Here is a 25,096-nt window from a genome sequence, read left to right as displayed (position 1 = left end):
ATGTGGCTCGACGCTGACGCCCCCCTCTCCCCGTTCCTTCACGGGGAGAGGGTAAGGGTGAGGGGCAGCGCATGCGTGGACCAGAATTCGAGACGACGAGCCGAGCGAGATGCTTGCGTCAATCGGACAATGACGCCGAAACCGCGCTCTGGATGGAACTGCGTGACCGCAGGCTGAACGGCCACAAATTCGTGCGGCAGTTTCCGATAGGCTTCTATTTCGCCGACTTCGCCTGCAGGGAGTGCCAGCTTGTCGTCGAAGTTGACGGGAGTCAGCATGTCGGCAGCAATCATGATCGAATCCGGGATCGCTTCATCGTCTCGAATGGCTGGTCCATGCTGCGCTTTTGGAACGTCGACGTACTGAAGGACCGCGAAGAAGTTCTTGAAACAATATTGGCTGCGATCGAAGGACGCCTCGAACGCCGTATCGAAACGCATGATCTTCGATTTGTTGCCGCCAAAGGCTATGGAGAGACATGTCCTTGATCGTTCGCGCCGCCCCTTACCCTTACCCTCTCCCCGTGAAGAACGGGGAGAGGGGGCGTCAGCGTCGAGCCAGATTCCCACTCGTCGTCCCGTAAGCCTTGTCGCCGCCATTGCGTGAGATGGGGGGCGGTGCGCCTGCATTGAGGCTGGCACAGGCGTTGGGCTAACGAAATGCTTCAGCCGGCCTTGCGGGCCGTTTCGACAAGCAGAGCTGCGGTGGGTCCGAAGACATCCTCGAAGGCGGATTTCAGCGCGACATCGAGATCGGCCATTGCCAGGGGGAGGCCGAGGTCGACGAGGCTGGTGACGCCGTGGTCCTGCACACCGCACGGCACGATGCCGCTGAAGTGGCTGAGATCCGGCTCGACATTGATGGCGATGCCGTGAAAGCTCACCCAGCGCCTCAGCCTGATGCCGATGGCGGCGATCTTGTCCTCGGCGAGCGATCCGTCGGGCAGGGCGGGGCGATCCGGCCGCACCACCCAGACGCCGACACGGTTCTCGCGCCGTTCGCCGCGCACGTTGAAAGCGGCCAGCGTGCCGATGATCCATTGTTCAAGTGCCGCGACGAAGGCGCGGACGTCCTCGCGCCGCCGCTTCAGGTCGAGCATCACATAGGCGACCCGCTGGCCTGGCCCATGATAGGTGTATTCGCCGCCGCGCCCAGCTGCAAACACCGGGAAACGGTCGGGCTCGATCAGGTCCTCGATGCGGGCGCTGGTGCCGGCGGTGTAGAGCGGCGGGTGCTCGACCAGCCAGACCATCTCGCCGGCGGCGCCGCCTCGGATCGCTTCGGCACGCGCCTCCATCACGGTAAGCGCATCCGGATAGGCGGTGAGGCCGGGTTCGATCCGCCATTCGACCGGCGCCGAACCGGGCAGGGGCAGGAACGACGTGGCGATCTGGCTGCGTTCTGTCATGGTGTGTCTCGTCTAAAGCGCGCCGCGTTTGAAGGGAACCGTGGCGCGCTTTAGATTCTTGATTTGTGCATGTCGTTGTCCCAAAACCGCTGCGCACTTTTGGGCGACATGCATTAGCCCCACATATGGCGGCAATCGGCTGAAACGTCCAGTTGCGAGCGCGTTTCAGCTCTTTGGAGGGTTATGCCGAAGCCCGGGCAATTATTGCGCGACGCGCCCTTGTTTCGCCGGAAACGATTTGCTACACGCCGCGAGCCGGTTCGTTCCGGCTCCTACCACGTGCGGTCGTGGCGGAATTGGTAGACGCGCAGCGTTGAGGTCGCTGTGGGGCAACCCGTGGAAGTTCGAGTCTTCTCGACCGCACCAGCTTTATCCAACAAGCTGTTATTTTTATTGTGCGATTTTCTGTTTCGCCGTAGTTCTTCCAAAACTGTTTGTGCAAGCTGAAACCTGCACGAACCCGCTGCTGGTTGGTGCGGATGCCGCGCACTGACCGAGTGGTTTGACCCGCCGTTACTTGCCAGCCGCTTCAAAGACCGAACCGTGCCGCGAAACGGATACTTGGCAATGCGCGGCGAAAAATGCGCTTTCCAGGCGAGCGGCTATTGATGTGATTGCGCGGCAAATCGCCCGCTAGTGCGTTATCTCAAGGCTTGTTTGCGGACGCGATTTTCCAGCCGCATGAGCAAATAGTCGACCTCTTGTCTGGCCGCCGCCGACAATGCACTGCCCGGCTTGCGCTGGGCGTCCGACGCGATGGCGCCGCGCTTCATCATCACATATTTTCGTACCGCAAGCCCCACGCCGGGTTGCTGCTCATAGCGCAGATAGGGCAGGTGGGCGTCGAAAAGATCGTGCGCCTTGTCGCGCTCGCCGGCGGCGGACAGTTTCACCATGTCGACCAGCATATCGGGGAAGGCATAGCCGGTCATCGCGCCGTCGGCACCGCGCTCCATCTCGAAGTCGAGAAAGAGGCCGCCATTACCGGTAAGGATCGACAGCGGCCGCAGCGAGCCGTCCTTCTGGAAGCCGCGCAGCGCGCTGATCTTCTCCAGGCCCGGCCAGTCCTCGTGCTTGAGCATGAAGCAGGCCGGGTTGTCAGTGACGATGCGGCGGATGACGGCCGGCGTCATGATCACCGAGAGGGTCAGCGGATAATCCTGCAGGACGAAAGGAACATCCTCGCCGACCGCTTCGGATGCGTTGCGGAAGTAGGTGACGATCTGGTCGTCGGTGCGCAGCGCCGGCGGCGGCGCGATCATCACGCCCTGCGCGCCAAGCTCCATCGCGGCGCGCGCAAGGCTGCGCATGGCTGCGAAGCCAGGGGCGGAGACGCCGACGATGACCGGCAGCCTGGTGCGCGCCACGACACGTTCGACGATCTCGATCGATTCGCCGGCGTCGAGCTTCGGGGCCTCACCCATGATGCCGAGGATTGTCATCCCATCGACGCCGCAGCGCTCGTAGAAATCGACCATCGAATCAAGCGATTCCCAGTCGATCTTGCCATCCGCCTCGAACGGCGTCGGGGCAATGGTGTAGACGCCTTTGGTGTCAGGGCCGATGGCCATGAGTTCCTCCTAAATCCAGCTTTCAATCATAGCGCAGGACCGACGGTCCGATCCAACCCGGCAGTCGGTCCGGACGGGCGGGGTCCCGTTCGTCGTTCCATCGTATGCGGACAACTGGTTGGCCGATCTGGACAATGGCCGCACAGGATTGCGCCGCGGGTCGAAACCCGCGGAAAAGAGAAGGTGTTACGCCGTCGGACAATGCAATCATGCTCTGCGAGCCGTCAACCTTCTTACGCCGCGAGTTCAGCAGTTGCAGGCGGCGATCCGTGCGGCGATTGACCTCAAGGACTGTCGATCCTGGGGAATGACTTTGCCAAAGTCAAAATCCAGCCTTAACCTTCTGCAATGCATTCCAGGTCGAGCATCCGGTTTTGCCTGGGAAAGCCGCACGCAACGGAGCCCTATTTATGAGTGACAGCCAGGTAAGGATTGCGGCCGGGAACACCATTCGAAGCCTGCATGCCGATCTGCCGGTCAACGCCACCTTCCATATCTGGCTCAAGGCGACCAGGCCGGACGTTCCAGGCTCGCTGTCGTTTTCCAACGTTCGCGGCAAGTTCGGCGAGGTGAGCGTCGCGAACGCCGAAGAGCATGAATTCAGAATTTTTCACGTCTTCGGCGGCGGCAGTGTCGAACTGGATTACGATGCGGATCAGACCTCGGTTTCGGTTGCCTACTGGTTCGCATTGGCCGACGTGCTGGAGACCGGCATTACAGTTCTCCACACCAATCCGGGAAATGCCCCGCCGAACATCCCCGACAGCTATCATTTTCGTCCGCCGTTCGGCTGGATGAACGATCCGAACGGATTTGGCCGGTTTGGAGGCCGCCCACATCTGTTCTATCAGCATTATTCGCATGGCCTTCGCTGGAACACGATGCATTGGGGGCACGCCGTCTCTTCGGATTATTTGCGGTGGCGTCACATGCCAATCTTCCTGTTTCCGTCGGAAGATCTCACCGCCAGGCCCGACAAACGGGGCGGCGCCTATTCCGGCTCGGCCATCCCGCTTGCCGATGGCCCGGGCATTCGCGTCTTTTTCACCGAGCAGGTACAGGACCGTATCCCGGAACAGCAGATCCAACTCACGGCCACTTCCAGCGACCTCATCATGGCGGGAGACGCGCACGTCATCCTGCCATACCGCCCGCTTGACCAGGGATTGACAGCGGATTTTCGTGACCCATACGTCTTCAGGGGACCGGATGGCCTTTGGAAAATGCTGCTGGGCAGCCAGAGCGATGAAGGCGGCGTTGTCCTGCTCTACGAAACCCGTGACCATACGGCCGCCACCGGATGGACGTATGTCGGCAAGCTTCTGGTCGAGAAACACTATCGGACGACGGCGATCGAATGTCCCTGTCTGCTGCCGCTCGACGGGCCTGCGACCGACCCAGCGACGCGCTGGGTCCTGATTCTCGGGCTGATGAACAGTGAAGACCAGTCGACCCGGCGCAAGAACCTGACAATGGCCATTGTCGGCTGGTTCGATGGTCGGACCTTTGCCAAGGAATTCGAACAGGAACTGGACTTCGGGACGGATAATTACGCCTTCCAGGCCTTCGCCGACGGCGATGCCATTGTCGGCATAGGCTGGCTTGCCAACTGGGCCGACACCGGGCCGGCAATCGATTTCCCCACAGCCATGACGTTGCCTCGCAATATCCATCTGTCTGCAGGCGAGTTGCACACCCCGCCCATCGGCGCTGCCGAGAGCCTGCGGAGCCATATTCTGGACCGGACACGCCTCGCAGCCGGAGAGCAGGTAAGCTTTATCAACGGCGCCGTCGAAATCCTGTTCGAGCTGGAAAAGCCGGGTGCCCATTTCCACCTGAAGCTGCAACATCCAACCGTTCGGCTCGAGGTTGTCGTCGACGACGAGGGACTTGCCATTCGTCATGGAGACGACGCAGTGGAATCCCCTCACTATATTGCCAAGGGAGCCCGTCCAAAACGGCTGCGGATATTCCTCGACTACGGATCGATCGAGGTTTTTGCGGATCGCGGTCGTTGGGCCGGCACGAAGCGGATCAGCGGTTTTGAGCCGGTGCAATCGGCACGTCTCATCGCCGAAACTGGCGCCATTCTACACGCGACGGTGTGGGCCCTCAAACCGTGACAACGAGAATATTTCCAGCTCAGGATCGGGCGTCCGCAAACACCGACCAATGAACGAGGCCTTCGACGACGCCAAGGGCGAACTGTCCCTTGGCGCTGTAGATCAGCGGGTTGGCCCGCGCCATGTCAAGCAGTTCGGGAAGGGCATTGGCAACGACAATCCCGCGCGCACCGGGCAGCTCGAACATGCTGCGGTCGTTGTTGGTATCGCCGGCGACGACCACCTCATCGAGGCCGATGCCGAGCTCATTGCAGAGCCAGGCCAGCGCCTGGCCCTTGTCTGCTGAGCGCGGCAGGATGTCGAGATCGCGTCCGCTCGAATAAACCATCGTCACCGACAGGTCGGCCTCGGCCAAAGCACGCTCGATGCTGGCAAGGGCTTCCGGACTTGCGTCGAGCAGGTACCAGCTCGATTTGAAGGCGTGCTGATAGCCGTCGGGTTGGCGGACGGTGTCTTTGAGCGACCCGAGCACCGCATCGATCTTTTCAAGCGACCAGCCTTCCGAAAATCTTTGGGTAAAATGCCCCAAATCAGTAAAGTGTGCGGGGCGCGAGGTGTGCCGCGGACCGGCGAGCATCGTGCCGACACCGCCGATCACATAGTCCGGCGCCGGCAGGGCTACTTCGTCGACGAAGTTCAAGATATCGTCGGCCAGGCGACCGCTGTTGTAGACGAGAACCGGCCGGTGCTCGGGATCGAGCGCCTCCCATTTCAACCGAAAGCGTGACGTCGCCGGCGCATCGCCAGCCAGGGTCCCGTCGAGATCACTCGACAAAAGCGCGATCGGTTTCAATCGCCGTCGTTCCACGGCTCGTCCCAATCATGGTCGTCGACCGCCTTCAGCACCGGACGTCCTTCGACAAGGCTGACCAGCTGCTGCGCGATGCCTGTCCAGGTGAACAGGCTGCGCGCCTTGTGCGCGCCCATGCGGCCCAGACGGCCGTAGAGGCGCTGGTGCTTCATCGGCTTGACGATGGTGATGCCGAGATCTTCCTTGTCGAAAGGATCGCCAAAAAGCGCATGCCGGCCATAGCTGATCCCGCGATAGAGGCCGCCATGGATCGTAACCACGGTCGGCGTTCCGCAAGCCATTGCCTCGATCGCGGTCATGCCGAACGGCTCGTAGCGGCTCGATAGGACGAACATGTCCGCCGCCCGATAGGTGTCGGCCAGGTCCTCGTCGGCAACATAGCCGGAGAAGACGACACGATCCTGCAAGCCTAGCTGTTCGACCTGTTGCTTGAGCTGGTTGAGGATCTTCTGTTCCTGCTCGTCCATGTTCTCGCCGCCGACAGCGAGCCTCAGGACCGCATCCGGCACACGCGGCGCCACCACGGAAAACGCATCGATCAGCAGGTCGTAGCCCTTGTTGGTGGCGAGCCGGCCGAGCGCCAGGACCGTTCGCCCTTCGAAGCCGAGCCGATGGCGGATCAACCGACGAGACGCCTCGCTGACGGGGAAGAACCGGTTGTCGTCGTAACCGGGCGGGATCATGTGCACGCGGTCGCGCTCGAGGCTGTAGTCCTCGACCAGCATGTCGACCTGCGGCGGCGTTGTTGCGATCACCATGGCGCAGCTTCGATAGATGATCGTCTCGTGCTTTATGCGCTCGCTGAAATTGAACTCGGCCTCGAACGTATCGGCCTTGTCAGGGTAGTCGGTCTTCATCTGGCGCTGCTTCCATATGCCAAGCGAATGCGGCGTATGGATGTGCGGGATATTGAGCGCTTCGGACAGCCGCTGCCCCGCCACGCCCGCATCCCAGTAGTGACTGTTGATGAAGTCGTAGGAGAGATTTTCCCGGCGAATCAGGCGCAGCGCGTTTTCACACCACTCGAGAAGGTGGCGGTGGAGATATTCCTTCGGAATAAAATCGGGTCCGCCACAGGCGACACGCAGGACGCGAACCCCGTCGGCCACTTCATCGACAGGAGGCTGGTCTTCAAATCGTCGCGTCCAGATATCGACGGCATAACCCAACTGGGCCAGCTTTTTGGCAAGTTCCAGGACATAGACCACCTGTCCGCCGGTATCGGCCGCGCCCAGTGGCGGGTTGGCTGCTACGTAGCCGTGGGTTGAAATGAGAGCAATTCGAGGTATCGCCGCATCCGAGTCCGGCATCTGTATCCTTCTCTACGATTGATCTGCGCACGCCGCAGCATGCACAAGTTGGGTTATATAAGGTTTCCAGCCGCCATCCGCAAATGTCGAAAGCGCCAGGCGGCCGCCAGGCTGGTGGCACGTCGGTGAGAATATTGACTCCGCCCGCAATGGTAGCCCCCAGAGACGCCGATAGGGAACATACCGAGGAGCCTCGGCGCGACGCTTATGGGAGAGCCGAAGACGTTGTGCGATTGGTGGATGATTGCGCCGGCTGACATCGACTTCGAAATCTGACAGACGCTGTAGCAATTTGACGCTGCTCATGATCCTTTCTGGAAATCGATTCCGATTTTCATGGTCATGCGCTAGACCTGACACGCAGCTTTTCCGGAATTCTGAATGGCGGGAGGCGCTTGTGGAAGGCCAGGACGAACAGACGACCGGCGCCAGGACCGCTGAGGACAGCGCCGACATCTATGGCGAGGACGGCGCCATTCTATCGTCGTTCCTTGCCCAGATCGGTGCCGCGATCGCCGATCGCGACACGCTGACGCTAAAGCGTGAAGTCGACGACCTGCACCAATCGGAACTCGGCGACCTGATCGAGGCGCTTCATCCAGAACAGCGCCGCGCGCTGGTCGAATTGTTGGGCGCCGACTTCGATTTTTCCGCGCTGACCGAGGTCGACGAGGCTATCCGCCGCGACATCGTCGACAGCCTGCCCAACGCCCAGATTGCCCAGGGGGTCCAGGACCTCGATTCCGACGACGCGGTCTACATTCTCGAGGATCTCGAAAAGGAAGACCAGGACGAGATCCTGTCGCAACTGCCGTTCACCGAGCGGATCAGGCTGCGCCGCTCGCTCGACTATCCCGAAGAGACTGCCGGTCGCCGCATGCAGACCGAGTTCGTCGCGGTGCCGCCATTCTGGACGATCGGCCAGACCATCGACTACATGCGCGAGGACAACAACCTTCCCGACCGCTTCAGCCAGATTTTCGTCATCGATCCGAGCTTTAAGCTGCTCGGCGCCATCGACCTCGACCAGATCCTGCGCACCAAGCGCTCGATCAAGGTCGAAGAGGTCATGCATGAGACCAGGCACGCCATTCCGGCGACGATGGACCAGGAGGAGGCGGCGCGCGAATTCGAACAATACGACCTTCTCTCCGCTGCCGTCGTCGACGAGAACGAGCGGCTGGTCGGCGTGCTGACCATCGACGACGTGGTCGACGTCATCCAGCAGGAAGCCGAGGAGGATCTGCTGCGCATGGGCGGTGTCGGCGACGAAGAATTGTCGGACAGCATCCTTTCGACCTCGCGCTCGCGCGTTCCGTGGCTGCTCGTCAACCTTTTGACGGCGTTCCTGGCGGCCTCGGTGATCGGCCTGTTCGACCGCACGATCGAGCACATCGTGGCGCTGGCCGTGCTGATGCCGATCGTGGCGGGCATGGGCGGCAATGCCGGCTCGCAGACCATGACGGTCACGGTGCGGGCGCTGGCGACGAGGGACCTCGACATCTACAATGCCGGCCGCATCATCCGCCGCGAGATGGGGGTGGGCTTCATCAACGGCATCATCTTCGCCATCCTGATCGGCATCGTCGCGGCCGCCTGGTTTCGCGATCCCAATCTGGGCGGCATCATCGCCGCGGCGATGATCATCAACATGTTCGTGGCCGCACTGGCCGGCATCCTGATCCCGCTGCTGCTCGACCGGTTCAAGATCGACCCGGCCGTGGCTTCGGCGGTTTTCGTCACGACGGTTACCGACGTCGTCGGCTTCTTTGCCTTTCTCGGCCTCGCCACATGGTGGTTCGGCGTGTGAGCGACGCCTACTCAATTGACTTTTACGTAAATGCCATGCGAGATTTTGGAACAGCCTCTGGCCGATTCTGAAACGCGTGCGGAAAGCGAGGCCGCATGGTTGGAACCCGCAGCGCGGCCGGGCATTTGGAGTGATGATGCGGGAATATTATTCGATAACCGAACTGACCCGCGAATTCGATGTTTCGACGCGGACGCTGCGCTTCTACGAGGACGAGGGGCTAGTGCAGCCGGTACGGCGCGGCCGCACGCGGCTGTTTCGCCCGTCGGACCGGCACCTGATCCGCCAGATCATGCGCGGCAAGAGGCTCGGCTTTTCGATCAACGAGATCCGCGAAATCATCCAGATGTACAAGGAGCCGCCCGGCGAGGTCGGTCAGCTCAACCTGATGATCAAGCGCATCGAGGAAAAGCGCGAGGATCTGCGCCAGAAGCGCCGCGATCTCGAAGAGACCCTGGCTGAGCTCGACCAGGCCGAAGAGTCGTGCGTCGAGCGGCTGGTGGAACTCGGCGTCAACACCTGATCGACCTTTTTGATAATTCTACTCTGGCGGCCAGCCAGAGCGAATTCTGAAAAAGACCTTGCTGCCTCAAATCCAGCGCCGCACAGTTTTCGCGTAATCCCGGTATTTCTTGCCGAATTTCGTTGCCAGAACTTTTTCCTCGGCCTCGATCGCCAATTTCTGCGTTGCGAAGGCGGCGACGATCGCCAGCGGCAGGAACCATACGTTCCCCGAGATAAGGGCGACGCCGATCATCAGCAGCGTGTTGGCCAGATAGATCGGATTGCGGCTGACGGCGAAGGGGCCCGATGTCACCAGATGGTCCGGCACGGCGTTCGGGTGGAGCGTCGTCTTTGCCCGGATCATGATGCGGATCGCCGTGAACCAGAGTGCGACGACGCCGAACAATGCCACCCAGCCGGCCGCGAACAGGATGTCGCCCAAAAGACCGCCGATCCATGGCAGCGGATAAAGCAAGCCAAGCGCGATGCTGACGGCGATGGCCGCGACATAGATCAGCGGCGGCCACGGTATAAACCCCGGTTTTTGCTGTCCCGGTTTCTGTTGGCCCGGTTTCTGCTGATGGTCGGTCATTGTGCTCCTCCCTCCATCAAAGTGCCGTCGGCCTTGGCAGTGCAGGCGCCGGCGAGCTCGTCGAGATGCGCCTTCCATTCCGCAGCCTGGTCGTTGCGGTAGAGCCGATCAAGCGTGGCCTCGCCCTCGAGCGTATCGAGCATGCAGACACAATAGCTGCTGCAGAACTCCGTGTCGCGCGATTGCTCGCACGATGCCTGGCACTCTTTCAGGAAGGTGACCTGCCTGGTTTCGACCGCTGCCGGCATGACTTGCGAAATCAGCCAGACCGAGCCGATCAGCACCGGCTGGTGGATCAGATAGAAGGCGAGGCTGTGCCGGCCGATAAAGACCAGCGGATTAGTCCAGCGGCCGGGCGTCAGGCCCGCCAGCCGCGTCAGCATGCCGGAGGCGAAGGCAAGCTTTGCCGCTGCGATGCCGGCAAGCACAGCGCCGAACCATGGAAACAGCGGGACATAATCGTTGGAGCGCGGGTTGGTTGCCGACAGGCCGACCCACCACAGGGCCGGATGATCGAAGATCTCGGACCTGAGGTAGAGCGGCGCGGTGATGACGAAAGCTGCGACAACCAGCGTCAGCAGCGCCGGCAGCCGCAGAAACGCCAGGCCGAGCAGGCTGGCCAGTGCGATCTCGTGCAGGATGCCGAAGAAGATGAAACTGTCGGGTGTGGCAAGCCTGGTGGCGGCCGATATGGCGAGCGCCGCCCCGCCGACCATGGCGAAGCGTTTCCAGAAGCCGTTCCAGCGGATTTGCTTGCCATGGGCGAGGAACAGGCTGACGCCGACCAGGAACAGGAAGGTCGAAGCGATGCAGCGCGCGTAGAATTTCCACCAGCCAAAGGCGGTCAGGCCGGGATCGGTGTAGCCGAAGAATTCGAGATCCCAGGTGAAATGGTAGCTCGCCATGGCAAGCAAAGCGATGCCGCGGGCGACGTCGATAGCGATGATGCGCCTGGATCGGTCCTGAACGGCCGGCGTAGGAATGGTCATGATCTCGCAATTCTGATTCAGTGCTGCAAGACGACTATCATGGTTGCCCCGGACAAAAGAAGACAGGGCCCGTTGATGCCCAGGGCGTCGAAGCCGGCGCCGCCCCTCATTGCCCTGCCGGGCATTTCTCCCCGTATAGTGACGGGGAGAAAGAAGCCGGCCGCAACGCCCGGCGCCATCCTTGCGACGCTGATGATTGGCGAAACCGCCGATGACAGCCCCCTTCTCCCCGTCACTATACGGGGAGAAGATGCCGGCAGGCAGATGAGGGGCAGCGCCGACGATTCAACCATCAAGATCGCGGCGAAGAGGAACCAAGCTGGTTCCCGGCACGGCGCATTCGCGCTGCTAGCTGGCGGAATTTGGTTTGCCGGGCGCGGCGATTCTGCCTATAGTCGCAGCCGTCGTCGGTTCCGTTTTGGAACCAAGAGGGAATGCGGTAGGGGCAAAATTCGCCCGATGCCGTGGCTGCCCCCGCAACTGTGTGCGGTAGTCCTCTCCATATGCCACTGAAGATTTTCTTCGGGAAGAGCTTCTTCGGGAAGGTGGGGAAGGGCGCTGATCCGCGAGCCAGGAGACCTGCCGGCGACAGGAGAACTGACTTCTATGCCCTCGGGTGGAGGGCGAAAGGACAAGACATGAATACCGCTTCCGTCTCGCTCGGCGCTTCCGTCTCCTCGCAGTCGCGCTTTGTGCAGTTGGCGCTTGCTGCATTTCTCGGCGTTTTCGTCATGGGCTTTGTCGGCTTCTCGCACATCGATGCGGTCCACAATGCCGCTCACGACTATCGCCATTCGACGGGCTTTCCCTGCCACTGACGAGGGGCTGACACCATGACACTGTTTCGCAACGTCGTGTTCATCGCGGCGATCGCAGGGCTTGTGGCCGGCGTCGTTCTCGCCTGCATGCAGGCCTACGCCACGGTGCCACTCATCCTCAAGGCGGAAGTCTACGAACAGGCCGGCGGTGGTCACACGCATGACCATGGTTTGTCGCCGGCCGCAGCAGGCAGTAATGCCATGAGCAGCGCCGTGCCGGCTGAAGCAGCCACCGCGGAAGAGGAAGGCTGGGCGCCGGCCGATGGCTTCGAGCGCTTCGCCTTTAACGTCGTTGCCAACGTCGTCACCGGCATCGGCTTTGCGCTGATCCTGGTCGCCGCTTCGGAATTCGCCGGCGGCATCGGCAATTGGCGACAGGGCCTGTTCTGGGGCCTTGCCGGCTTTGCCGTGTTCACGCTGGCCCCGAACCTTGGCCTGCCGCCCGAACTGCCGGCGATGCCGGCGGCCGATCTCGCCCAGCGCCAGATCTGGTGGACGGCAACGGTGGTGGCGACCGCGGCCGGTCTCGGCCTGCTCGCCTTTCGCAAGTCATTGCCGCTGGCGGTGATTGCCGTGGCGTTGATCGTGGCGCCGCATATTGTCGGCGCGCCGCAGCCCGACAGTTTCGAATCGCCGATCCCGGAAGGCCTGCACCACCAGTTCGTGGTGGCGGTGACGCTGACCAATCTGGTGTTCTGGCTGGTGCTCGGCGCTGTCGTCGGCGTGGTGCGCGGCCGCTTGACCGGCGCCGCAACCGGCCTGCGCGACAGCCTTGCCTGATCGCGCTGCTCCAGGCAGCAAGCTGACCCTGGTCATCGGCGGTGCACGCTCGGGCAAGAGCGCGCATGCCGAAAGCCTGGTGAAGGCCTGTCCGGCGCCGTGGACCTACATCGTCACGGCGCAAGCCTATGACGACGAGATGCGCGAACGCATCGCGCTGCACCGGGCGCGGCGCGGCTGCGGCTGGACGACCATCGACGCGCCGCTCGATCTCGTCGGCGCGATCGGGGGGCTGCCTGACGGCCGGCCCGTCCTGATCGACTGCCTGACGCTGTGGCTGTCCAACCATATGCTGGCCGAACGCGACATTGAGGCCGAATGCCGAGGGCTGGCGGATGTGCTGTCGCGGCCGCGCGGGCCGTGGTTCGTGGTTTCCAACGAGGTCGGGCAGGGCATCGTGCCCGACAATGCGCTTGCCCGCCGGTTCCGCGATGCCGCCGGCCGGCTCAACCAGCAGGTCGCCGCCGTCGCCGGCACAGTACTGCTGATGGTGGCGGGACTGCCGCTCAAGGTGAAGTGATATGACCGATATCGACGACAGGGACGAGCAACGCCACCGCGCCAAGATGGCCAAACGCAAGGCGGTGCAGGACGCCGAGGTCGCGGCCAAGACGGTCGAGAAGGGACTGCTGATCGTCAACACCGGGCCCGGCAAGGGCAAGACCACTGCCGCCTTCGGGCTGGCGCTGAGGATGCTCGGCTACGGCAGGCGCGTCGGCGTCGTCCAGTTCATCAAGGGCAAATGGCATACTGGCGAGAAGGACGCCTTTGCCGCTTTCGGCGACCGGGTCGTCTGGCACACGATGGGCGAGGGTTTTACCTGGGAAACGCAGGATCTGAAGCGCGACATCGCCGCCGCCGAGGCTGCCTGGGCCAAGGTGCTCGAGCTGATGGCCGATCCATCGATCAGCCTGCTGGTACTCGACGAGTTGAACATCGCGCTGCGCTACGACTATCTCGATCTCGACACGGTGGTGGCGGCGCTGAAGGGCCGCCGCGAAAACCTGCATATCGTCGTCACCGGCCGCAACGCCAAGCAGGCGCTGGTCGATGCCGCCGATCTGGTCACCGAGATGGGCGTCACCAAGCATCACTTTTCCGCCGGCGTGAAGGCGCAGCAAGGCATAGAGTTCTGAGGTTTCGTTCGCCTCTTCTCCCTTCTCCCCTTGTGGGAGAAGGTGGATTGGCACGTAGCGCCAAGACGGTTGAGGGCTGCTGGACGGAGCGCCGTCGGTACCAAGCTGGAACACCCCTCATCCGGCCGCTTCGCGGCCACCTTCTCCCACAAGGGGAGAAGGGGAGGCCGCAGTCACGCAACGATGACGATCACCGACAGCAAGCCGAACAGTCCCATCAGCAGAAAGTCGGCAACCCGATAGAGTCTTAGCGCTCGTCTGATGTCCACGCTCTCGACATCGCGGCGGCCGCCTTCGCCCATGAACGCGTCGTCGACCATGACGCCGTCGTAGGAGCGCGGCCCGGCCAGCGCCAGGCCGAGCGCGCCGGCCATCGCCGCCTCAGGCCAGCCGGCATTGGGCGATCGGTGCTTTTTCGCGTCGCGCCGCACGGTGCGCCAGGCGTTGCCGGCATCGGCGTCTTTGACGAGGAAGGCGGCCAGCACGATGAGCAGCGCGGTCAGCCGCGACGCCGGCAGGTTGATCAGATCGTCGAAGCGCGCCGCCGCCCGGCCGAAAGCCTCATGGCGCGGCGTGCGGTGGCCGATCATCGAATCGGCGGTGTTAGCGGCCTTGTAAGCGACGCCGCCGGCCAGCCCGCCGATGCCGATCCAGAAGACCGGCGCGACGACGCCGTCGGAAAAATTCTCGGCCAGGCTTTCGATCGCCGCACGGCAGACGCCGGCTCTGTCGAGCTTTTCCGGATCGCGGCCGACGATCTGCGAGACGGCAACACGACCGATGTCGAGTCCGCCATTGTCGAGTCCGTCGGCCACCGCCTCGACATGCTCGGCCAGGCTCTTCTGCGACAGCAGCGATGTCGCCAGGAGCGCGGTGAGGATCAATCCGGCTGGAATGCCCGCAAGCATGGTTTCCACAGCGAAAGCGATGGTGGCCGGCACAAGTACGATGATCAGCAGCGCATGAACACCGCGCCGGCGGCGCAAGGCGTCGGAATCAGTATCGCGGTTGAGCCTGCGGTCGAGAAAGGATATCAGCCTGCCGAACCAGGTGACGGGATGGCCGATGGCGCCGAGCAGCCAGCTGGGATAGCCGACAGCGAACTCAACAAGCAATGACAGGAAAGCGATCAGGATCGACATGAAGTCTCTTGATGGAGCGGCGGCAGTGGTGGATCACGGCGGAAGCCTTGGCCGGGCGAGGGCGCTTTTTCCGCATGCGCCGCAGCCCTTCGTCGACCTCTCGACCGGTATCAATCCGCACTCCTATCCGTTTTTCGAGCTGCCCGCCACCGCCCTGTCGAGATTGCCGGAAGCTGCGCGGGTCCGTGATCTGGCCGATGTCGCGGCGAGCGCCTATGGCGCACCATCGGCGGCCAATGTGGTGGCAGCGCCGGGCACGCAGATCCTGTTGCCGCGCGTCGCTTCGCTGGTCAGCCCCGGCAAGGCGCTGGTGCTCGGGCCGACCTATGCCGAACATCAGCGGGCAGCGGCAATCGCCGGCCATGCGGCGATGGAGGTCGACGATTTCGATGCCCTGGCAGGAGCCGACCTTGCCATCGTCGTCAACCCCAATAATCCGGACGGTCGCATCGTCGAACGCAAGAAGCTGCTTGCGCTTGCCGAAAGATTGCGCGCCAGAGGCGGGTTGCTGGTCGTCGACGAGGCGTTCATGGATGTCGGCCCGCTTGACGAGAGCGTGGCCGGCGATGTCGAGCATGGCGGCATCGTCGTGCTGCGCTCCTTCGGCAAGTTTTTTGGCCTTGCCGGCCTGCGGCTCGGCTTTGCATTGGCCGACGCGCTAACGGTCGAACGGCTGGAGGCGCAGTTCGGGCCGTGGGCGGTTGCCGGTCCGGCGCTCGAATATGGCATCCGTGCGCTTGCCGACAGCGGTTGGCAGTCCGAGATGCGGCGCCGTCTGGCCAGGGATGCAGCACGGCTCGATGCGCTGTTCGGCCGCTTCGGCGTTGCTGTTGCCGGCGGCACCACCCTGTTCCGCTTTATCAGACTGGCGGACGCCGCCGGTCTGTTTTCGGTGCTTGGCGAGCGCGGCATCCTGCTTCGGCATTTTTCCGGCCGGCCGGAGGTGCTGCGCGCCGGGCTGCCGGGCGGGGGCGAGGAATGGCAGCGGCTCGAATCGGCTCTTGCCGACTGGTCGCAACAGCGCGACGATAACACCAGCGAGGTCCAGCAATGATCCATGTCTGTTCGCTTTCAAAAGTCGAGGAAACCGTCGCGAAGACCGGGGCCGAGCGGTTGCTTTCGCTGCTGGCCGCCGGCACCGAGGTGACGCGGCCGGCGTCGATCGCCCAGGAAAACCATCTGCATCTGGTCATGCACGATATCGCGGTGGCGCAGGAGGGCATGACCATGCCGGGCGAGGCGCATGTTCGCAACCTGCTCGATTTCGCGCGCCGATGGGATCGCGCAAGGCCGCTGGTCGTGCATTGCTATGCCGGTATCAGCCGGTCGACGGCCTCGGCCTATATCATCGCGGCGGCACTGGCGCCGCAGCGCTGCGAGGTCGAGTTGGCTGAGACGCTGCGTGCACTGTCGCCGACGGCAACACCCAATCCGCGGCTGATCGCGGTCGCCGACGCGCTGCTCGATCGCAACGGCCGCATGACCCGTGCGATCGAGGCGATCGGGCGCGGCGCCGAGGCCTTCGAGGGCACGCCTTTCGAGTTGAAGATCGACGGCTGATTCCTAGTCTTGAGGACAGTTGCTTATCCATCAAGCCACCAAGCAACCTACTCGTGCTGTGATCGCTGCAGGTATTGGCGACGTCGGCGCTGGCGAAAAGCCTCCTAGGCCAGCCAATCTGCAAGCTTGGCCTTGCGGACGTCCTTCAACAGGCTGATGAAACCGTCGGCTTGATGGTTGGCGGTCAGCCGGCCCTTTTCGGCCGTTGCAATGCTGGCGTCGCCGACCACGCCGTTCGGGTTGAGATCGGTGGCGATCCAGGCGAAGGCGTGCGTTCCGGTGTGGCGCAGCAGCGAAAATTGCTTTTCGGCGCGGGCGACGTTGGACACGAAATTGTCGGCCTTTGCCATGTCGACCAGATCCGGCCGGAAATGCAGCATCAGCGAGGTCTCGACATCGCCGCCATGGATGCCGTGGCGGTCCTCAAGCTCGGTATACATGCCGGCCGGTCGGCCAAAGCGCTGCCAGCTCGTCTTCACCGCCAGCATCTTTGCCCGCACGCGCAGTTCGCGGGTGATGATGCCCATGATCTCCTCATTGCCGCCATGCGAGTTGACGACGATCAGCTTCCTTAACCCGGCCCGGGCGATCGACAGGCCGAGCTCGGTCCAGGCCTCGATCAAGGTCGCCGCCGGCAATGTAAGGGTTCCCGGCGCATGCAGGTGCTCGTTCGACTTGCCCACCGCCTGGACCGGCAGGATGCGGATGTCGAGATCGCCGGGCAGGCGCGCGATCACCGTTTCGAGCATGCCGTTCATGATCGAGCTGTCAGTCGAGACCGGCAGATGCGGCCCGTGCTGTTCGATCGCCGCCACCGGCAGAACGGCGATCGTCGCCTCCGGGTCGATGGTGGCGTACTCGGTGGTCCGGTAGTCGCCCCACCACACGCGTTTCGTTGCAACGGTCATTTTGAAACCTCGAGCAAACTGGCGGCGTTGGCGCTGCCCCTCACCCTTACCCTCTCCCCGCATAGAGACGGGGAGAGGGGGTCGCCAGCGTTGGAGCGCTTCCCTTCTCCCCGTCACTATACGGGGAGAAGGTGCCGGCAGGCGGATGAGGGGCAGCACCAGCCTTTGTCGTGTAACTGGAGATCAACGGCCTGTCGATTCCAGCCGGCTCCTCACCCTGCCGCGACGACCTCGATCTCAACCTTGAACTCCGGCCGCGCGAAACCGGACACGATCATCAGCGTCGAAGCCGGCGCCGGGCTGGTGAACAGGCGATCGCGAACGTCCATATAGGGTTTCAGGTGGGCGCGATCGGTGACATAGGCGTTGATGCGCACGATGTCGGAAAGTCCAAGCCCGGCGTCGCCGAGAATCGCTGCGATGCTTTGAAAACAGAGCTCGGCCTGCGCGCCGGCATCCTGCGGGATCTGATCGTCCACAGTGATGGCGACCTGGCCAGAACACAGCACCAGCCGCTTGCCGGGAGGCACCTCGACGCCATGGCTGTAGCGGGCAAAGGGCGGCTTGATCGACTTCGGCGTCAGGAACTTGAACATGAAAATCTCCAGTCTGCTGCCAGCGTAAAGCCGGATCAGGCGAGCCCTCAAGATGCAGTGCATACTATCAGGGCGATTGTGGACAGGCGTTCAAAAAATAGGCACGATGCCCCCGGTACGGCATGACCGGTCCGGCTTTCGCGCGCCACTGTTGCGCAAGGCGGGCGGTCCGGGCGATGGCATGTGTCTTGCTTCTTCGATCGATGGTGTCGAGCCCGGCGCGCGGCGCGCCGGAGCCAACTGAGGGTGGTGTGGATGGACGGAAAACTCAAGATTTCGGCTGGCGCGATCGTGCTGCTTGTAGCAAGCACGCTGAGCGCGGCAGCAAACGAGAAGATCACCTTCGGCACCAACTGGCTCGCCCAGGCCGAGCACGGTGGCTATTATCAGGCGGTCGCTGATGGCACCTATGCCGCGTGCGGGCTCGACGTGACGATCATGCAAGGTGGCCCGCAGGTCAGCGGCCGGCCGCTGCTGCTTGCCGGCAAGATCGACTTCTACATGGGCGGCAACATGCTGCAGGCCTTCGACGCCGTGCAGCAGGAGATTCCGCTGCGCGTCGTCGCCGCCTCGTTCCAGAAAGAGCCGCAGGTGATCATGAGCCATCCGGGTCAGGGGCTCGACAGATGGGAGGATCTGAAGAACGCGGACCAATACATTATCGGCGACGAAGGTGCACAGAGCTACTTCCAGTGGATGATCACGGAGTTCGGCTTCGATCCGGCCAAGCGCGTGCCGTATACGTTCAACCCAGCACCTTTCATCGCCAATCCGAAGTCGATCCAGCAGGGTTACGTGACCTCGGAGCCCTTCGCCGTCGCCAAGGAAGGCGGCTTCCAGCCCAATCTGTTCCTGCTCGCCGACTACGGCTTCGACACCTATGCGACGACGATCGAGACCATGCAGGCGACGATCGACAAGCGGCCGGAGGTGGTTCAGTGCTTCGTCGATGGCTCGGCCAAGGGCTGGTACAACTATCTCTACGGCGACAACGCTGCCGCCAACGCGGCGATCAAGACGGACAACCCCGACATCAGCGACGAGCAGATCGCGTTCTCGATCGAGCAGATGAAGAAATTCGGCATCGTCGATTCCGGCGATACGGAAAAACTCGGCATCGGCGCGATGACCGACGCGCGCATCCAGAGCTTCTACGACAAGATGGTCAAGGCCAAGGTCGTGCCGGCCGACGTCGACATCAAAAAGTCCTACACGCTGGACTTCGTCAACAAGGGCGTCGGGATCGACCTGAAGAAATAGCACCCGGGCATGATGCAGGAGAAAGTGGCGCAAACGCCGGCAAGCGCATCGGGCAAAGGTCCGATGCTGCTGGCGCTGCGTGGCGTCGGCAAAGTCTTTTCCAACGGCGTGACAGCGCTCAGCGACGTCGACCTGACGATCCGGGAAGGCGACTTCCTCAGCCTTCTCGGCCCGTCCGGCTGTGGCAAGTCAACGGCCTTGCGCCTCATCGCCGGTCTTGCAACGCCGACCTCCGGCCTGCTCGACTGGCGCGGCAGCAGCGCTGCCGATCGCTCTGACATCGGCTTCGTCTTCCAGGAACCGACGCTGCTGCCGTGGGCCGACGTCTTCGACAATGTCTGGCTGCCGCTCAGGCTGAAGGGCGTGTCGCGGGCCAAGGCTGCGCCTGTCGTGATGGAGATGCTGGCGCGGGTTCATCTGACCGGTTTCGAGAAAGCCGTGCCGCGCGAATTGTCCGGCGGCATGAAGATGCGCGTCTCGATCGCCCGCGCCATGGTGGCCAAGCCGCGCGTGCTTTTGATGGACGAGCCATTTGCGGCATTGGACGAGATCACCCGCTTCAAGCTCAACAACGATCTTCTGGAACTGTGGCAGGACGAGCGTTTTACCGTCGTCTTCGTCACCCACAGCGTTTTCGAAAGTGTTTTCCTCTCCAGCCGCGTCGTCGTCATGGCGGCGCGGCCGGGTAGGGTCTTCAAAGAACTCGCCATCGATGCGTCCTATCCGCGCAACGAAGCCTTCCGCACCTCGCCCGCCTATGCCGCGCTCTGCCGCCAGGCGTCCGATGTGCTGATCGGCGCCATCAACTCAACCGCCGGACCGCATCATGACGGCCATTAATCATACTGCCGTAACCCTGGATCCAGAGGAGGCGCGTCGCGTGCGCCAGGAGCGGCTCGAGCGGATCGGCCGCTGGCTGCTGCCGCTGGCGATCATGGTCCTGGCGATCTGGCTGTGGGATCGCATCTGCGTCTGGAACGACATCCCGAAATATATCCTGCCGCGCCCCGCTGTGGTGCTGCAAACGCTGTTCGACGATGCCGGGCTGCTGTTCTCCTCGCTGCTGGTGACGCTCAGGATTACCTTCCTCAGCCTGCTTCTGGCGGTCATCGGCGGTGTCGGGCTGGCGGTGCTGTTTACGCAATCGAAATGGGTGGAGATGTCGTTCTTCCCGTTTGCCATCGTGCTGCAGGTGACGCCGATCGTCGCGATCTTCCCGCTGATCAACATCTATGTCGACAACCAGACGACCAAGCTTCTGCTGTGTGCCTGGATCGTCGCCTTCTTCCCGATCCTGTCCAACACGACGCTCGGCCTCAACTCCGTCGACCGCAACCTGCGCGACATGTTCAAGCTCAACGGCGCAACCCGCTGGCAGCAATTGCGCTATCTGCGCCTGCCGGCGGCGATGCCGTATTTCCTCGGCGGGCTGAAGATCGCCGGCGGCCTGTCGCTGATCGGCGCGGTGGTGGCGGAGTTCGTCGCCGGGGCCACCGGGCAGTCGTCGGGGCTGGCCTCGCGCATCATCGAGGCCGGTTACCGGCTCAACGCACCGCGGCTGTTCGCGGCGCTGATCCTGATCTCGTTCACCGGCATTTTGATTTTCCTGGTGCTGTCGCTGATCTCGCACCTGATCCTGCGACGCTGGCACGAGAGTGCGCTGAAGCAGGAGCGATGATGGTGTTGGAGGAAGGCACCCCCCTCTGGCCTGCCGGCCATCTCCCCCTCAAGGGGGGAGATCGGACGTCATCTAGGATTTCGCCAATAACCAACGTTGCAAGACGAGCGCCATGGGCAAAGCTGCCAATCTCCCCCCTTGAGGGGGAGATGGCCGGCAGGCCAGAGGGGGGTGCGGCTTGATATCAGCCTCTGGTCCTTATCATCTCACCAACGCCCGGCTTCACGCATCACTTACGCCGAGACTCTCCGCTGTCTATGACAGCGATGGCTTTGCACTCGCCGACATCGCTGTTGCCGACGGCAAAATCTCCAGCATCGTCGCGAATCGCCAGTCCAATTCACCCGCAGGCGCCGTCGACCTCGGCGGCCGTATCGTCATGCCGTGCTTCGTCGACTGCCACACCCATATCGACAAAGGCCATATCTGGCCTCGAAAACCCAATCCGGACGGCACCTTCATGGGTGCGCTGAACGCCACCGGCGCCGACCGTGCTGCCCGCTGGAGCGCCGAGGACGTCGCTCGCCGCATGGATTTTTCGCTGCGTTGCGCCTACGCGCACGGCACAAGGGCTTTGCGCACCCACCTCGATAGCGTCGCACCGCAGGAGGAGATATCCTGGCCGGTGTTCGAGACGGTACGGGAGAAATGGCGTGGCCGCATTGAGCTGCAGGCCGCTTGCCTGCTCGGCATCGAAGGCGTGCGAGACAAGAAATGGTTCGAAAGCCTGGCCAAACGCGTCGCTGCGGCCAACGGCGTGCTTGGCATCGTCACCTATATGCTGCCGGACCTGGAAGAGCTTCTCGATCGAGTTTTCGCGCAGGCGATCAAGCATGGCCTCGACCTCGATTTCCATGCCGACGAGACCGACGACATCTCGGCGATCTCGCTGAAGAAAATCGCCGAGGCGGCGCTGTGGAACGGGTTTGAGGGAAACATCCTCGTCGGCCACTGCTGCTCGCTGGCACGCCAGCCCGATCTCGACGTGCTCGACACGCTGGACAAGATGGCGAAGGCGGGGCTTGCCGTGGTGTCGCTGCCGATGTGCAACCTCTATCTGCAGGACCGGCGCGGCGACCAGACCACGCCGCGCTGGCGCGGCGTGACGCTGCTGCACGAGATGAAGGCGCGCGGCATTCCCGTCGCCGTCGCCTCCGACAACACCCGCGATCCGTTCTACGCCTATGGCGATCTCGACATGCTGGAGGTCTATCGCATGGCGACGCGTACCCTGCATTTCGATCACCCGGTCGGCGACTGGCCGCAAGCGGTGACTTCGACGCCGGCCAGGGTGATGCGGCTCGACGGTTTCGGCACCCTTGCCGCCGGCGGTGGCGCCGACTTCGTCGTCTTCAGGGGGCGGAACTGGACGGAATTGCTGTCGCGACCCGAATCGGATCGCATCGTGGTGCGGGATGGTCGCGCCATCGAGCGCCAATTGCCCGACTATGCCGAACTCGACGATCTGATGGAGAAATGATGGACATTTCGGCACTGAAGCGCGACCTCGACGGTCTGAAGATCGACGACCATCCGGCGATCATCCAGCAGAAGAGCCGCGATTTCTACTGGTACAGCCCGGTGCTCAAGCAACAGCTCGACCATGTCACCGGCGACCTGATCGTGACGCCAAAGACCGAAGTCGAGGTGATCCGCGTGCTTGCCGCGTGCCACCGGCATGGCATTCCGGTGACGCCGCGCGGCAGTGGCACCGGCAATTACGGTCAGGCGATGCCCTTGTCCGGCGGCGTGGTGCTCAATCTCGCCGAGATGAACGCAATCAAGGCGATCGCGCCCGGCCGCGTCGTGACCGGTCCCGGTGCCATCCTCGCCGACATCGACAGGGCGGCGCGCGCCCATTCCGGCCAGGAGCTTCGGATGTCGCCATCGACCTATAACACCGCTTCGATCGGCGGCTTCGTCGCCGGCGGCTCGGGCGGCATCGGCTCGATCCGCTGGGGCGGGCTGCGCGACCTCGGCAACGTCATCCGGCTCAGGACCGTGACGATGGAGGCGGAGCCTCGCATCATGGATCTTGCCGGTGAGGAGGTGCTGAAGGTGATGCATGCCTACGGCACCAACGGCATCATCACCGAGGTCGAGATGCCGTTGACCGCTTCCTACGACTGGATCGACGTCATCGTCGGCTTCGACGATTTCATGGATGCGGCCGGCTTCGGCAACGATCTCGCCATTCAGGACGGCATCCTGGCGAAGCTGATCACGCCGATCGCCGCGCCGATCCCTTACGACTATTTCAAGCGGCACCAGAAATTCTTCCGGCGCGAGCAAAGCATCGTCGTCTGCATGATCGCCCCGCAGGCGATGGACGCCTTTGTCGCCCTCACGGCGCGCAGCAAGGGCGAGATCGTCTTCCGCGCCGACAAGGAGGCCGATCTCAAGGGCTTGCCGCCGGCCTATGAGCTGACCTGGAACCACACGACGCTGCGCGCCATCAGGGTCGACCCTGATATTACCTATCTGCAGACCCGCTATCCCTCGCCGGATCACCTCGCTTACGTCAAGGCGATGATCGACCGCTTCGGCGACGAGGTGCCGGTTCATCTCGAATTCATCCGCTTCGACGGCGCGATCGGCGTCGCTGGACTGCCGCTGGTCCGCTTCACCACGGCCGAGCGGCTCGACGAGATCATCCGCATCCATGAAGACAATGGCTGCTGGGTCTTCAATCCGCACCGCTACACGCTGGAAGAGGGCGGCATGAAGCAGACGGATGAGGTGCAGCTCGCCTTCAAGCGCGAAACCGATCCGCAAGGGCTGCTCAATCCCGGCAAGATGATCGCCTGGGAAAACCCTGACTACGACTTTCGCTCGGGCAAGTCGTTCCTGTTCAAGGGATTGCAGAAGGCGGGGTGAACGATGACGAGCGTGTGGCGCTGTCGCGCCGACCTGCGAGGACTTCGGTGAACATCCTCGTGCTCTACGCCCACCCGGTCGAAACCAGCTTCAACGCCGGTCTGCACCGGACGATCGTCGAGCGGCTGACGGCCGCCGGCCACGCCGTCGACGATTGCGATCTCTATGCCGAGGATTTCGACCCGCGGCTGACACGGGCCGAGCGGCTCGGTTATCACGACGAGCGCGGCGCCGGTGATCCGGCAGCGCCCTATGTCGAGCGCCTGCTGAGGGCAGAGGCGCTGGTGCTGTCGTTTCCGGTGTGGAACTACGGCTATCCGGCGATCCTGAAAGGCTTTTTCGACCGCGTCTTCCTGCCCGGCATCTCGTTCAAGCTGGTCAATGCCAAGGTGCAGCCTTCGCTGCACAACATCCGCAAGCTGGCGGCGGTCACCACCTATGGTGGCAGCCGGCTCCACGCCATGCTGATGGGCGACCCGCCGCGCAAGCTGGTCAAGCGCGTGTTGCGCGCCACCGTCGAGCCAGGCGCCTCGGTGTCCTATCTCGCGCATTATTCGATGAACCTGTCGACCGATGAGACGCGGAAGAGATTTACGGCGAAAGTCGCCGCCAGCATGGATGCCTTCTGATGCGGGTCCTGGTGGTTTATTGCCATCCGGTCCCGGAAAGCTTTTGCGCCGCGATCCGGGATAGTGCCATCGAGGTGCTGGAGGCGAGAGGCTGGGAGGTGCGGCTGCTCGACCTCTATGCGGAAAATTTCGATCCGGTCATGGGCTGCGACGAGCGACGCTTCTATAACGAGCACGCCCCGCAGGATCCGGCGCTCAAGCCGCATATCGAAAATCTCAACTGGGCCCAGGCAATCCTCTTCATCTATCCGACATGGTGGTACGGGCTGCCGGCGATGCTGAAGGGCTGGCTCGACCGGGTCTGGGCGACCGACGTCGCCTTCCGACTGCCGGCCGGCAAGGGACGGATCCAGTCACTGGTGAGGCATGTGACGAAGATCGGGGTGATCACGACCTGCGGCGCACCGACCTGGTGGAGCGTCGTCGTCGGCCAGCCGGGACGCAAGACAATCCTGCGCGGCATGCGGGCGCTCTGCGCCACCCGCTGCAGGACGTTCTTTCTGGCGCACTATTTGATGGATGCGTCGACACCGAAGACGAGGGCGGCGTTTCTGGAGAAAGTGCGAACGAAGCTGGAGCGGTTTTGAGCAGGCG

At 62.9% G+C, this 25,096-nt stretch carries 26 protein-coding genes, 1 tRNA gene and 1 riboswitch; of the genes, 18 read left to right on the top strand and 9 right to left on the bottom strand.

Translation table 11 applies throughout. The features are described 5' to 3' along the window. Window positions 1-71: 71 nt before the first annotated feature. Window positions 72-488 carry an endonuclease domain-containing protein gene (locus AC0L2B_RS05355; protein ID WP_473744495.1) on the top strand — a complete coding sequence of 139 codons (417 nt, stop codon included), beginning with the start codon at window positions 72-74 and terminating at the stop codon, window positions 486-488. Window positions 489-664: 176 nt separating this feature from the next. On the opposite strand, the gene lipB is transcribed toward AC0L2B_RS05355, so the two are convergent. Then, window positions 665-1,408, bottom strand: coding sequence for a lipoyl(octanoyl) transferase LipB (gene lipB, locus AC0L2B_RS05350; RefSeq protein WP_473744494.1), 744 nt, complete (start codon window positions 1,406-1,408; stop codon window positions 665-667). Window positions 1,409-1,689: 281 nt separating this feature from the next. Between lipB and AC0L2B_RS05345 the strand changes: the two genes are divergently transcribed. After that, a tRNA-Leu gene (locus AC0L2B_RS05345) sits at window positions 1,690-1,774 on the top strand. Window positions 1,775-2,049: 275 nt separating this feature from the next. On the opposite strand, the gene AC0L2B_RS05340 is transcribed toward AC0L2B_RS05345, so the two are convergent. Beyond that, on the bottom strand, window positions 2,050-2,979 hold the full coding sequence (locus AC0L2B_RS05340; RefSeq protein ID WP_473744493.1) for a dihydrodipicolinate synthase family protein: 930 nt from the start codon (window positions 2,977-2,979) through the stop codon (window positions 2,050-2,052). 410 nt (window positions 2,980-3,389) lie between these two features. On the opposite strand from AC0L2B_RS05340, the gene AC0L2B_RS05335 reads away from it, so the two are divergent. Further along, on the top strand, window positions 3,390-5,102 hold the full coding sequence (locus AC0L2B_RS05335) for a GH32 C-terminal domain-containing protein (RefSeq protein WP_287230290.1): 1,713 nt from the start codon (window positions 3,390-3,392) through the stop codon (window positions 5,100-5,102). A 19-nt stretch (window positions 5,103-5,121) separates the two neighbouring features. Here AC0L2B_RS05335 and AC0L2B_RS05330 read toward each other — a convergent pair whose 3' ends face one another. Both AC0L2B_RS05330 and AC0L2B_RS05325 read right to left on the bottom strand, forming a co-directional pair. Then, entirely contained in the window at window positions 5,122-5,895 is a 774-nt protein-coding gene (locus AC0L2B_RS05330) for an HAD-IIB family hydrolase (RefSeq protein WP_473744492.1), read from the bottom strand. Next, window positions 5,892-7,223, bottom strand: a complete 1,332-nt coding sequence (locus AC0L2B_RS05325) for a glycosyltransferase family 4 protein (protein WP_236377083.1) — start codon at window positions 7,221-7,223, stop codon at window positions 5,892-5,894. The genes AC0L2B_RS05330 and AC0L2B_RS05325 overlap by 4 nt, the downstream gene beginning before the upstream one ends. 397 nt (window positions 7,224-7,620) lie before the next feature. On the opposite strand from AC0L2B_RS05325, the gene mgtE reads away from it, so the two are divergent. Both mgtE and AC0L2B_RS05315 read left to right on the top strand, forming a co-directional pair. Then, window positions 7,621-9,033 carry a magnesium transporter gene (gene mgtE / locus AC0L2B_RS05320; protein WP_023798879.1) on the top strand — a complete coding sequence of 471 codons (1,413 nt, stop codon included), beginning with the start codon at window positions 7,621-7,623 and terminating at the stop codon, window positions 9,031-9,033. A gap of 136 nt (window positions 9,034-9,169) precedes the next feature. Beyond that, on the top strand, window positions 9,170-9,556 hold the full coding sequence (locus AC0L2B_RS05315; RefSeq protein ID WP_023685221.1) for a MerR family transcriptional regulator: 387 nt from the start codon (window positions 9,170-9,172) through the stop codon (window positions 9,554-9,556). Window positions 9,557-9,622: 66 nt separating this feature from the next. Here AC0L2B_RS05315 and AC0L2B_RS05310 read toward each other — a convergent pair whose 3' ends face one another. Both AC0L2B_RS05310 and AC0L2B_RS05305 read right to left on the bottom strand, forming a co-directional pair. Continuing rightward, complete coding sequence (locus AC0L2B_RS05310; protein ID WP_473744491.1) at window positions 9,623-10,129, bottom strand: methyltransferase family protein; 507 nt, start codon at window positions 10,127-10,129, stop codon at window positions 9,623-9,625. Next, on the bottom strand, window positions 10,126-11,118 hold the full coding sequence (locus AC0L2B_RS05305) for a heparan-alpha-glucosaminide N-acetyltransferase (protein ID WP_128166963.1): 993 nt from the start codon (window positions 11,116-11,118) through the stop codon (window positions 10,126-10,128). Before AC0L2B_RS05305 ends, AC0L2B_RS05310 begins: the two co-directional genes overlap by 4 nt. Before the next feature lie 391 nt (window positions 11,119-11,509). After that, window positions 11,510-11,719, top strand: a riboswitch (cobalamin riboswitch). A 37-nt stretch (window positions 11,720-11,756) separates the two neighbouring features. On the opposite strand from AC0L2B_RS05305, the gene AC0L2B_RS05300 reads away from it, so the two are divergent. The 4 genes from AC0L2B_RS05300 to cobO are packed head-to-tail and all read left to right on the top strand — an operon-like array spanning window position 11,757 to window position 13,852. Further along, window positions 11,757-11,936: a CbtB domain-containing protein gene (locus AC0L2B_RS05300; RefSeq protein ID WP_473744490.1), complete on the top strand. Its 180-nt coding sequence runs from the start codon at window positions 11,757-11,759 to the stop codon at window positions 11,934-11,936. Window positions 11,937-11,951: 15 nt separating this feature from the next. Further along, on the top strand, window positions 11,952-12,716 hold the full coding sequence (locus AC0L2B_RS05295) for a CbtA family protein (protein WP_473744489.1): 765 nt from the start codon (window positions 11,952-11,954) through the stop codon (window positions 12,714-12,716). A gap of 22 nt (window positions 12,717-12,738) precedes the next feature. Continuing rightward, window positions 12,739-13,236, top strand: a complete 498-nt coding sequence (cobU, locus tag AC0L2B_RS05290; RefSeq protein WP_473744510.1) for a bifunctional adenosylcobinamide kinase/adenosylcobinamide-phosphate guanylyltransferase — start codon at window positions 12,739-12,741, stop codon at window positions 13,234-13,236. Between the two features lies 1 nt (window position 13,237). Next, the gene (cobO, locus tag AC0L2B_RS05285; RefSeq protein WP_473744488.1) at window positions 13,238-13,852 is read left to right on the top strand and encodes a cob(I)yrinic acid a,c-diamide adenosyltransferase; all 615 of its coding nucleotides are present in this window, start codon (window positions 13,238-13,240) and stop codon (window positions 13,850-13,852) included. A gap of 173 nt (window positions 13,853-14,025) precedes the next feature. On the opposite strand, the gene cbiB is transcribed toward cobO, so the two are convergent. Next, window positions 14,026-14,994, bottom strand: a complete 969-nt coding sequence (gene cbiB, locus AC0L2B_RS05280; protein ID WP_473744487.1) for an adenosylcobinamide-phosphate synthase CbiB — start codon at window positions 14,992-14,994, stop codon at window positions 14,026-14,028. Here cbiB and cobD point away from each other — a divergent pair. After that, window positions 14,993-16,048 carry a threonine-phosphate decarboxylase CobD gene (cobD, locus tag AC0L2B_RS05275; protein WP_473744486.1) on the top strand — a complete coding sequence of 352 codons (1,056 nt, stop codon included), beginning with the start codon at window positions 14,993-14,995 and terminating at the stop codon, window positions 16,046-16,048. The genes cbiB and cobD overlap by 2 nt on opposite strands. Further along, the gene (locus AC0L2B_RS05270) at window positions 16,045-16,554 is read left to right on the top strand and encodes a tyrosine phosphatase family protein (protein ID WP_473744485.1); all 510 of its coding nucleotides are present in this window, start codon (window positions 16,045-16,047) and stop codon (window positions 16,552-16,554) included. Before cobD ends, AC0L2B_RS05270 begins: the two co-directional genes overlap by 4 nt. A gap of 104 nt (window positions 16,555-16,658) precedes the next feature. Here the strand turns inward: AC0L2B_RS05270 and AC0L2B_RS05265 are convergent, their stop codons facing one another. Both AC0L2B_RS05265 and AC0L2B_RS05260 read right to left on the bottom strand, forming a co-directional pair. Beyond that, window positions 16,659-17,462: a creatininase family protein gene (locus tag AC0L2B_RS05265; protein WP_473744484.1), complete on the bottom strand. Its 804-nt coding sequence runs from the start codon at window positions 17,460-17,462 to the stop codon at window positions 16,659-16,661. Between the two features lie 212 nt (window positions 17,463-17,674). Beyond that, window positions 17,675-18,058 carry a RidA family protein gene (locus AC0L2B_RS05260; RefSeq protein WP_473744483.1) on the bottom strand — a complete coding sequence of 128 codons (384 nt, stop codon included), beginning with the start codon at window positions 18,056-18,058 and terminating at the stop codon, window positions 17,675-17,677. A gap of 255 nt (window positions 18,059-18,313) precedes the next feature. Here AC0L2B_RS05260 and AC0L2B_RS05255 point away from each other — a divergent pair, with 255 nt between their 5' ends. The 7 genes from AC0L2B_RS05255 to AC0L2B_RS05225 all read left to right on the top strand — a co-directional run bounded on the left by AC0L2B_RS05255 (window position 18,314) and on the right by AC0L2B_RS05225 (window position 25,089). Next, window positions 18,314-19,318 (top strand): ABC transporter substrate-binding protein, encoded by a 1,005-nt coding sequence (locus tag AC0L2B_RS05255; RefSeq protein ID WP_473744482.1) that lies wholly within the window; start codon window positions 18,314-18,316, stop codon window positions 19,316-19,318. A gap of 9 nt (window positions 19,319-19,327) precedes the next feature. Continuing rightward, the gene (locus AC0L2B_RS05250) at window positions 19,328-20,158 is read left to right on the top strand and encodes an ABC transporter ATP-binding protein (RefSeq protein ID WP_473744481.1); all 831 of its coding nucleotides are present in this window, start codon (window positions 19,328-19,330) and stop codon (window positions 20,156-20,158) included. Further along, a complete protein-coding gene (locus AC0L2B_RS05245; RefSeq protein ID WP_473744480.1) occupies window positions 20,145-20,996 on the top strand; it encodes an ABC transporter permease in 852 nt (283 codons plus the stop codon). Before AC0L2B_RS05250 ends, AC0L2B_RS05245 begins: the two co-directional genes overlap by 14 nt. 178 nt (window positions 20,997-21,174) lie before the next feature. Further along, entirely contained in the window at window positions 21,175-22,476 is a 1,302-nt protein-coding gene (locus tag AC0L2B_RS05240; RefSeq protein ID WP_473744479.1) for a cytosine deaminase, read from the top strand. Further along, complete coding sequence (locus AC0L2B_RS05235) at window positions 22,473-23,873, top strand: FAD-binding oxidoreductase (protein WP_473744478.1); 1,401 nt, start codon at window positions 22,473-22,475, stop codon at window positions 23,871-23,873. Before AC0L2B_RS05240 ends, AC0L2B_RS05235 begins: the two co-directional genes overlap by 4 nt. A gap of 47 nt (window positions 23,874-23,920) precedes the next feature. Then, a complete protein-coding gene (locus tag AC0L2B_RS05230; protein WP_473744509.1) occupies window positions 23,921-24,502 on the top strand; it encodes an NAD(P)H-dependent oxidoreductase in 582 nt (193 codons plus the stop codon). Next, window positions 24,502-25,089 carry an NAD(P)H-dependent oxidoreductase gene (locus AC0L2B_RS05225; protein WP_473744477.1) on the top strand — a complete coding sequence of 196 codons (588 nt, stop codon included), beginning with the start codon at window positions 24,502-24,504 and terminating at the stop codon, window positions 25,087-25,089. Before AC0L2B_RS05230 ends, AC0L2B_RS05225 begins: the two co-directional genes overlap by 1 nt. The last annotated feature ends 7 nt before the right edge of the window (window positions 25,090-25,096 follow it).

It is taken from the genome of Mesorhizobium sp. WSM4815, assembly GCF_055811575.1.
The sequence above is the reverse complement of the archived record's forward strand: the minus strand, read 5'-3'. Positions and strand labels throughout refer to the sequence as shown.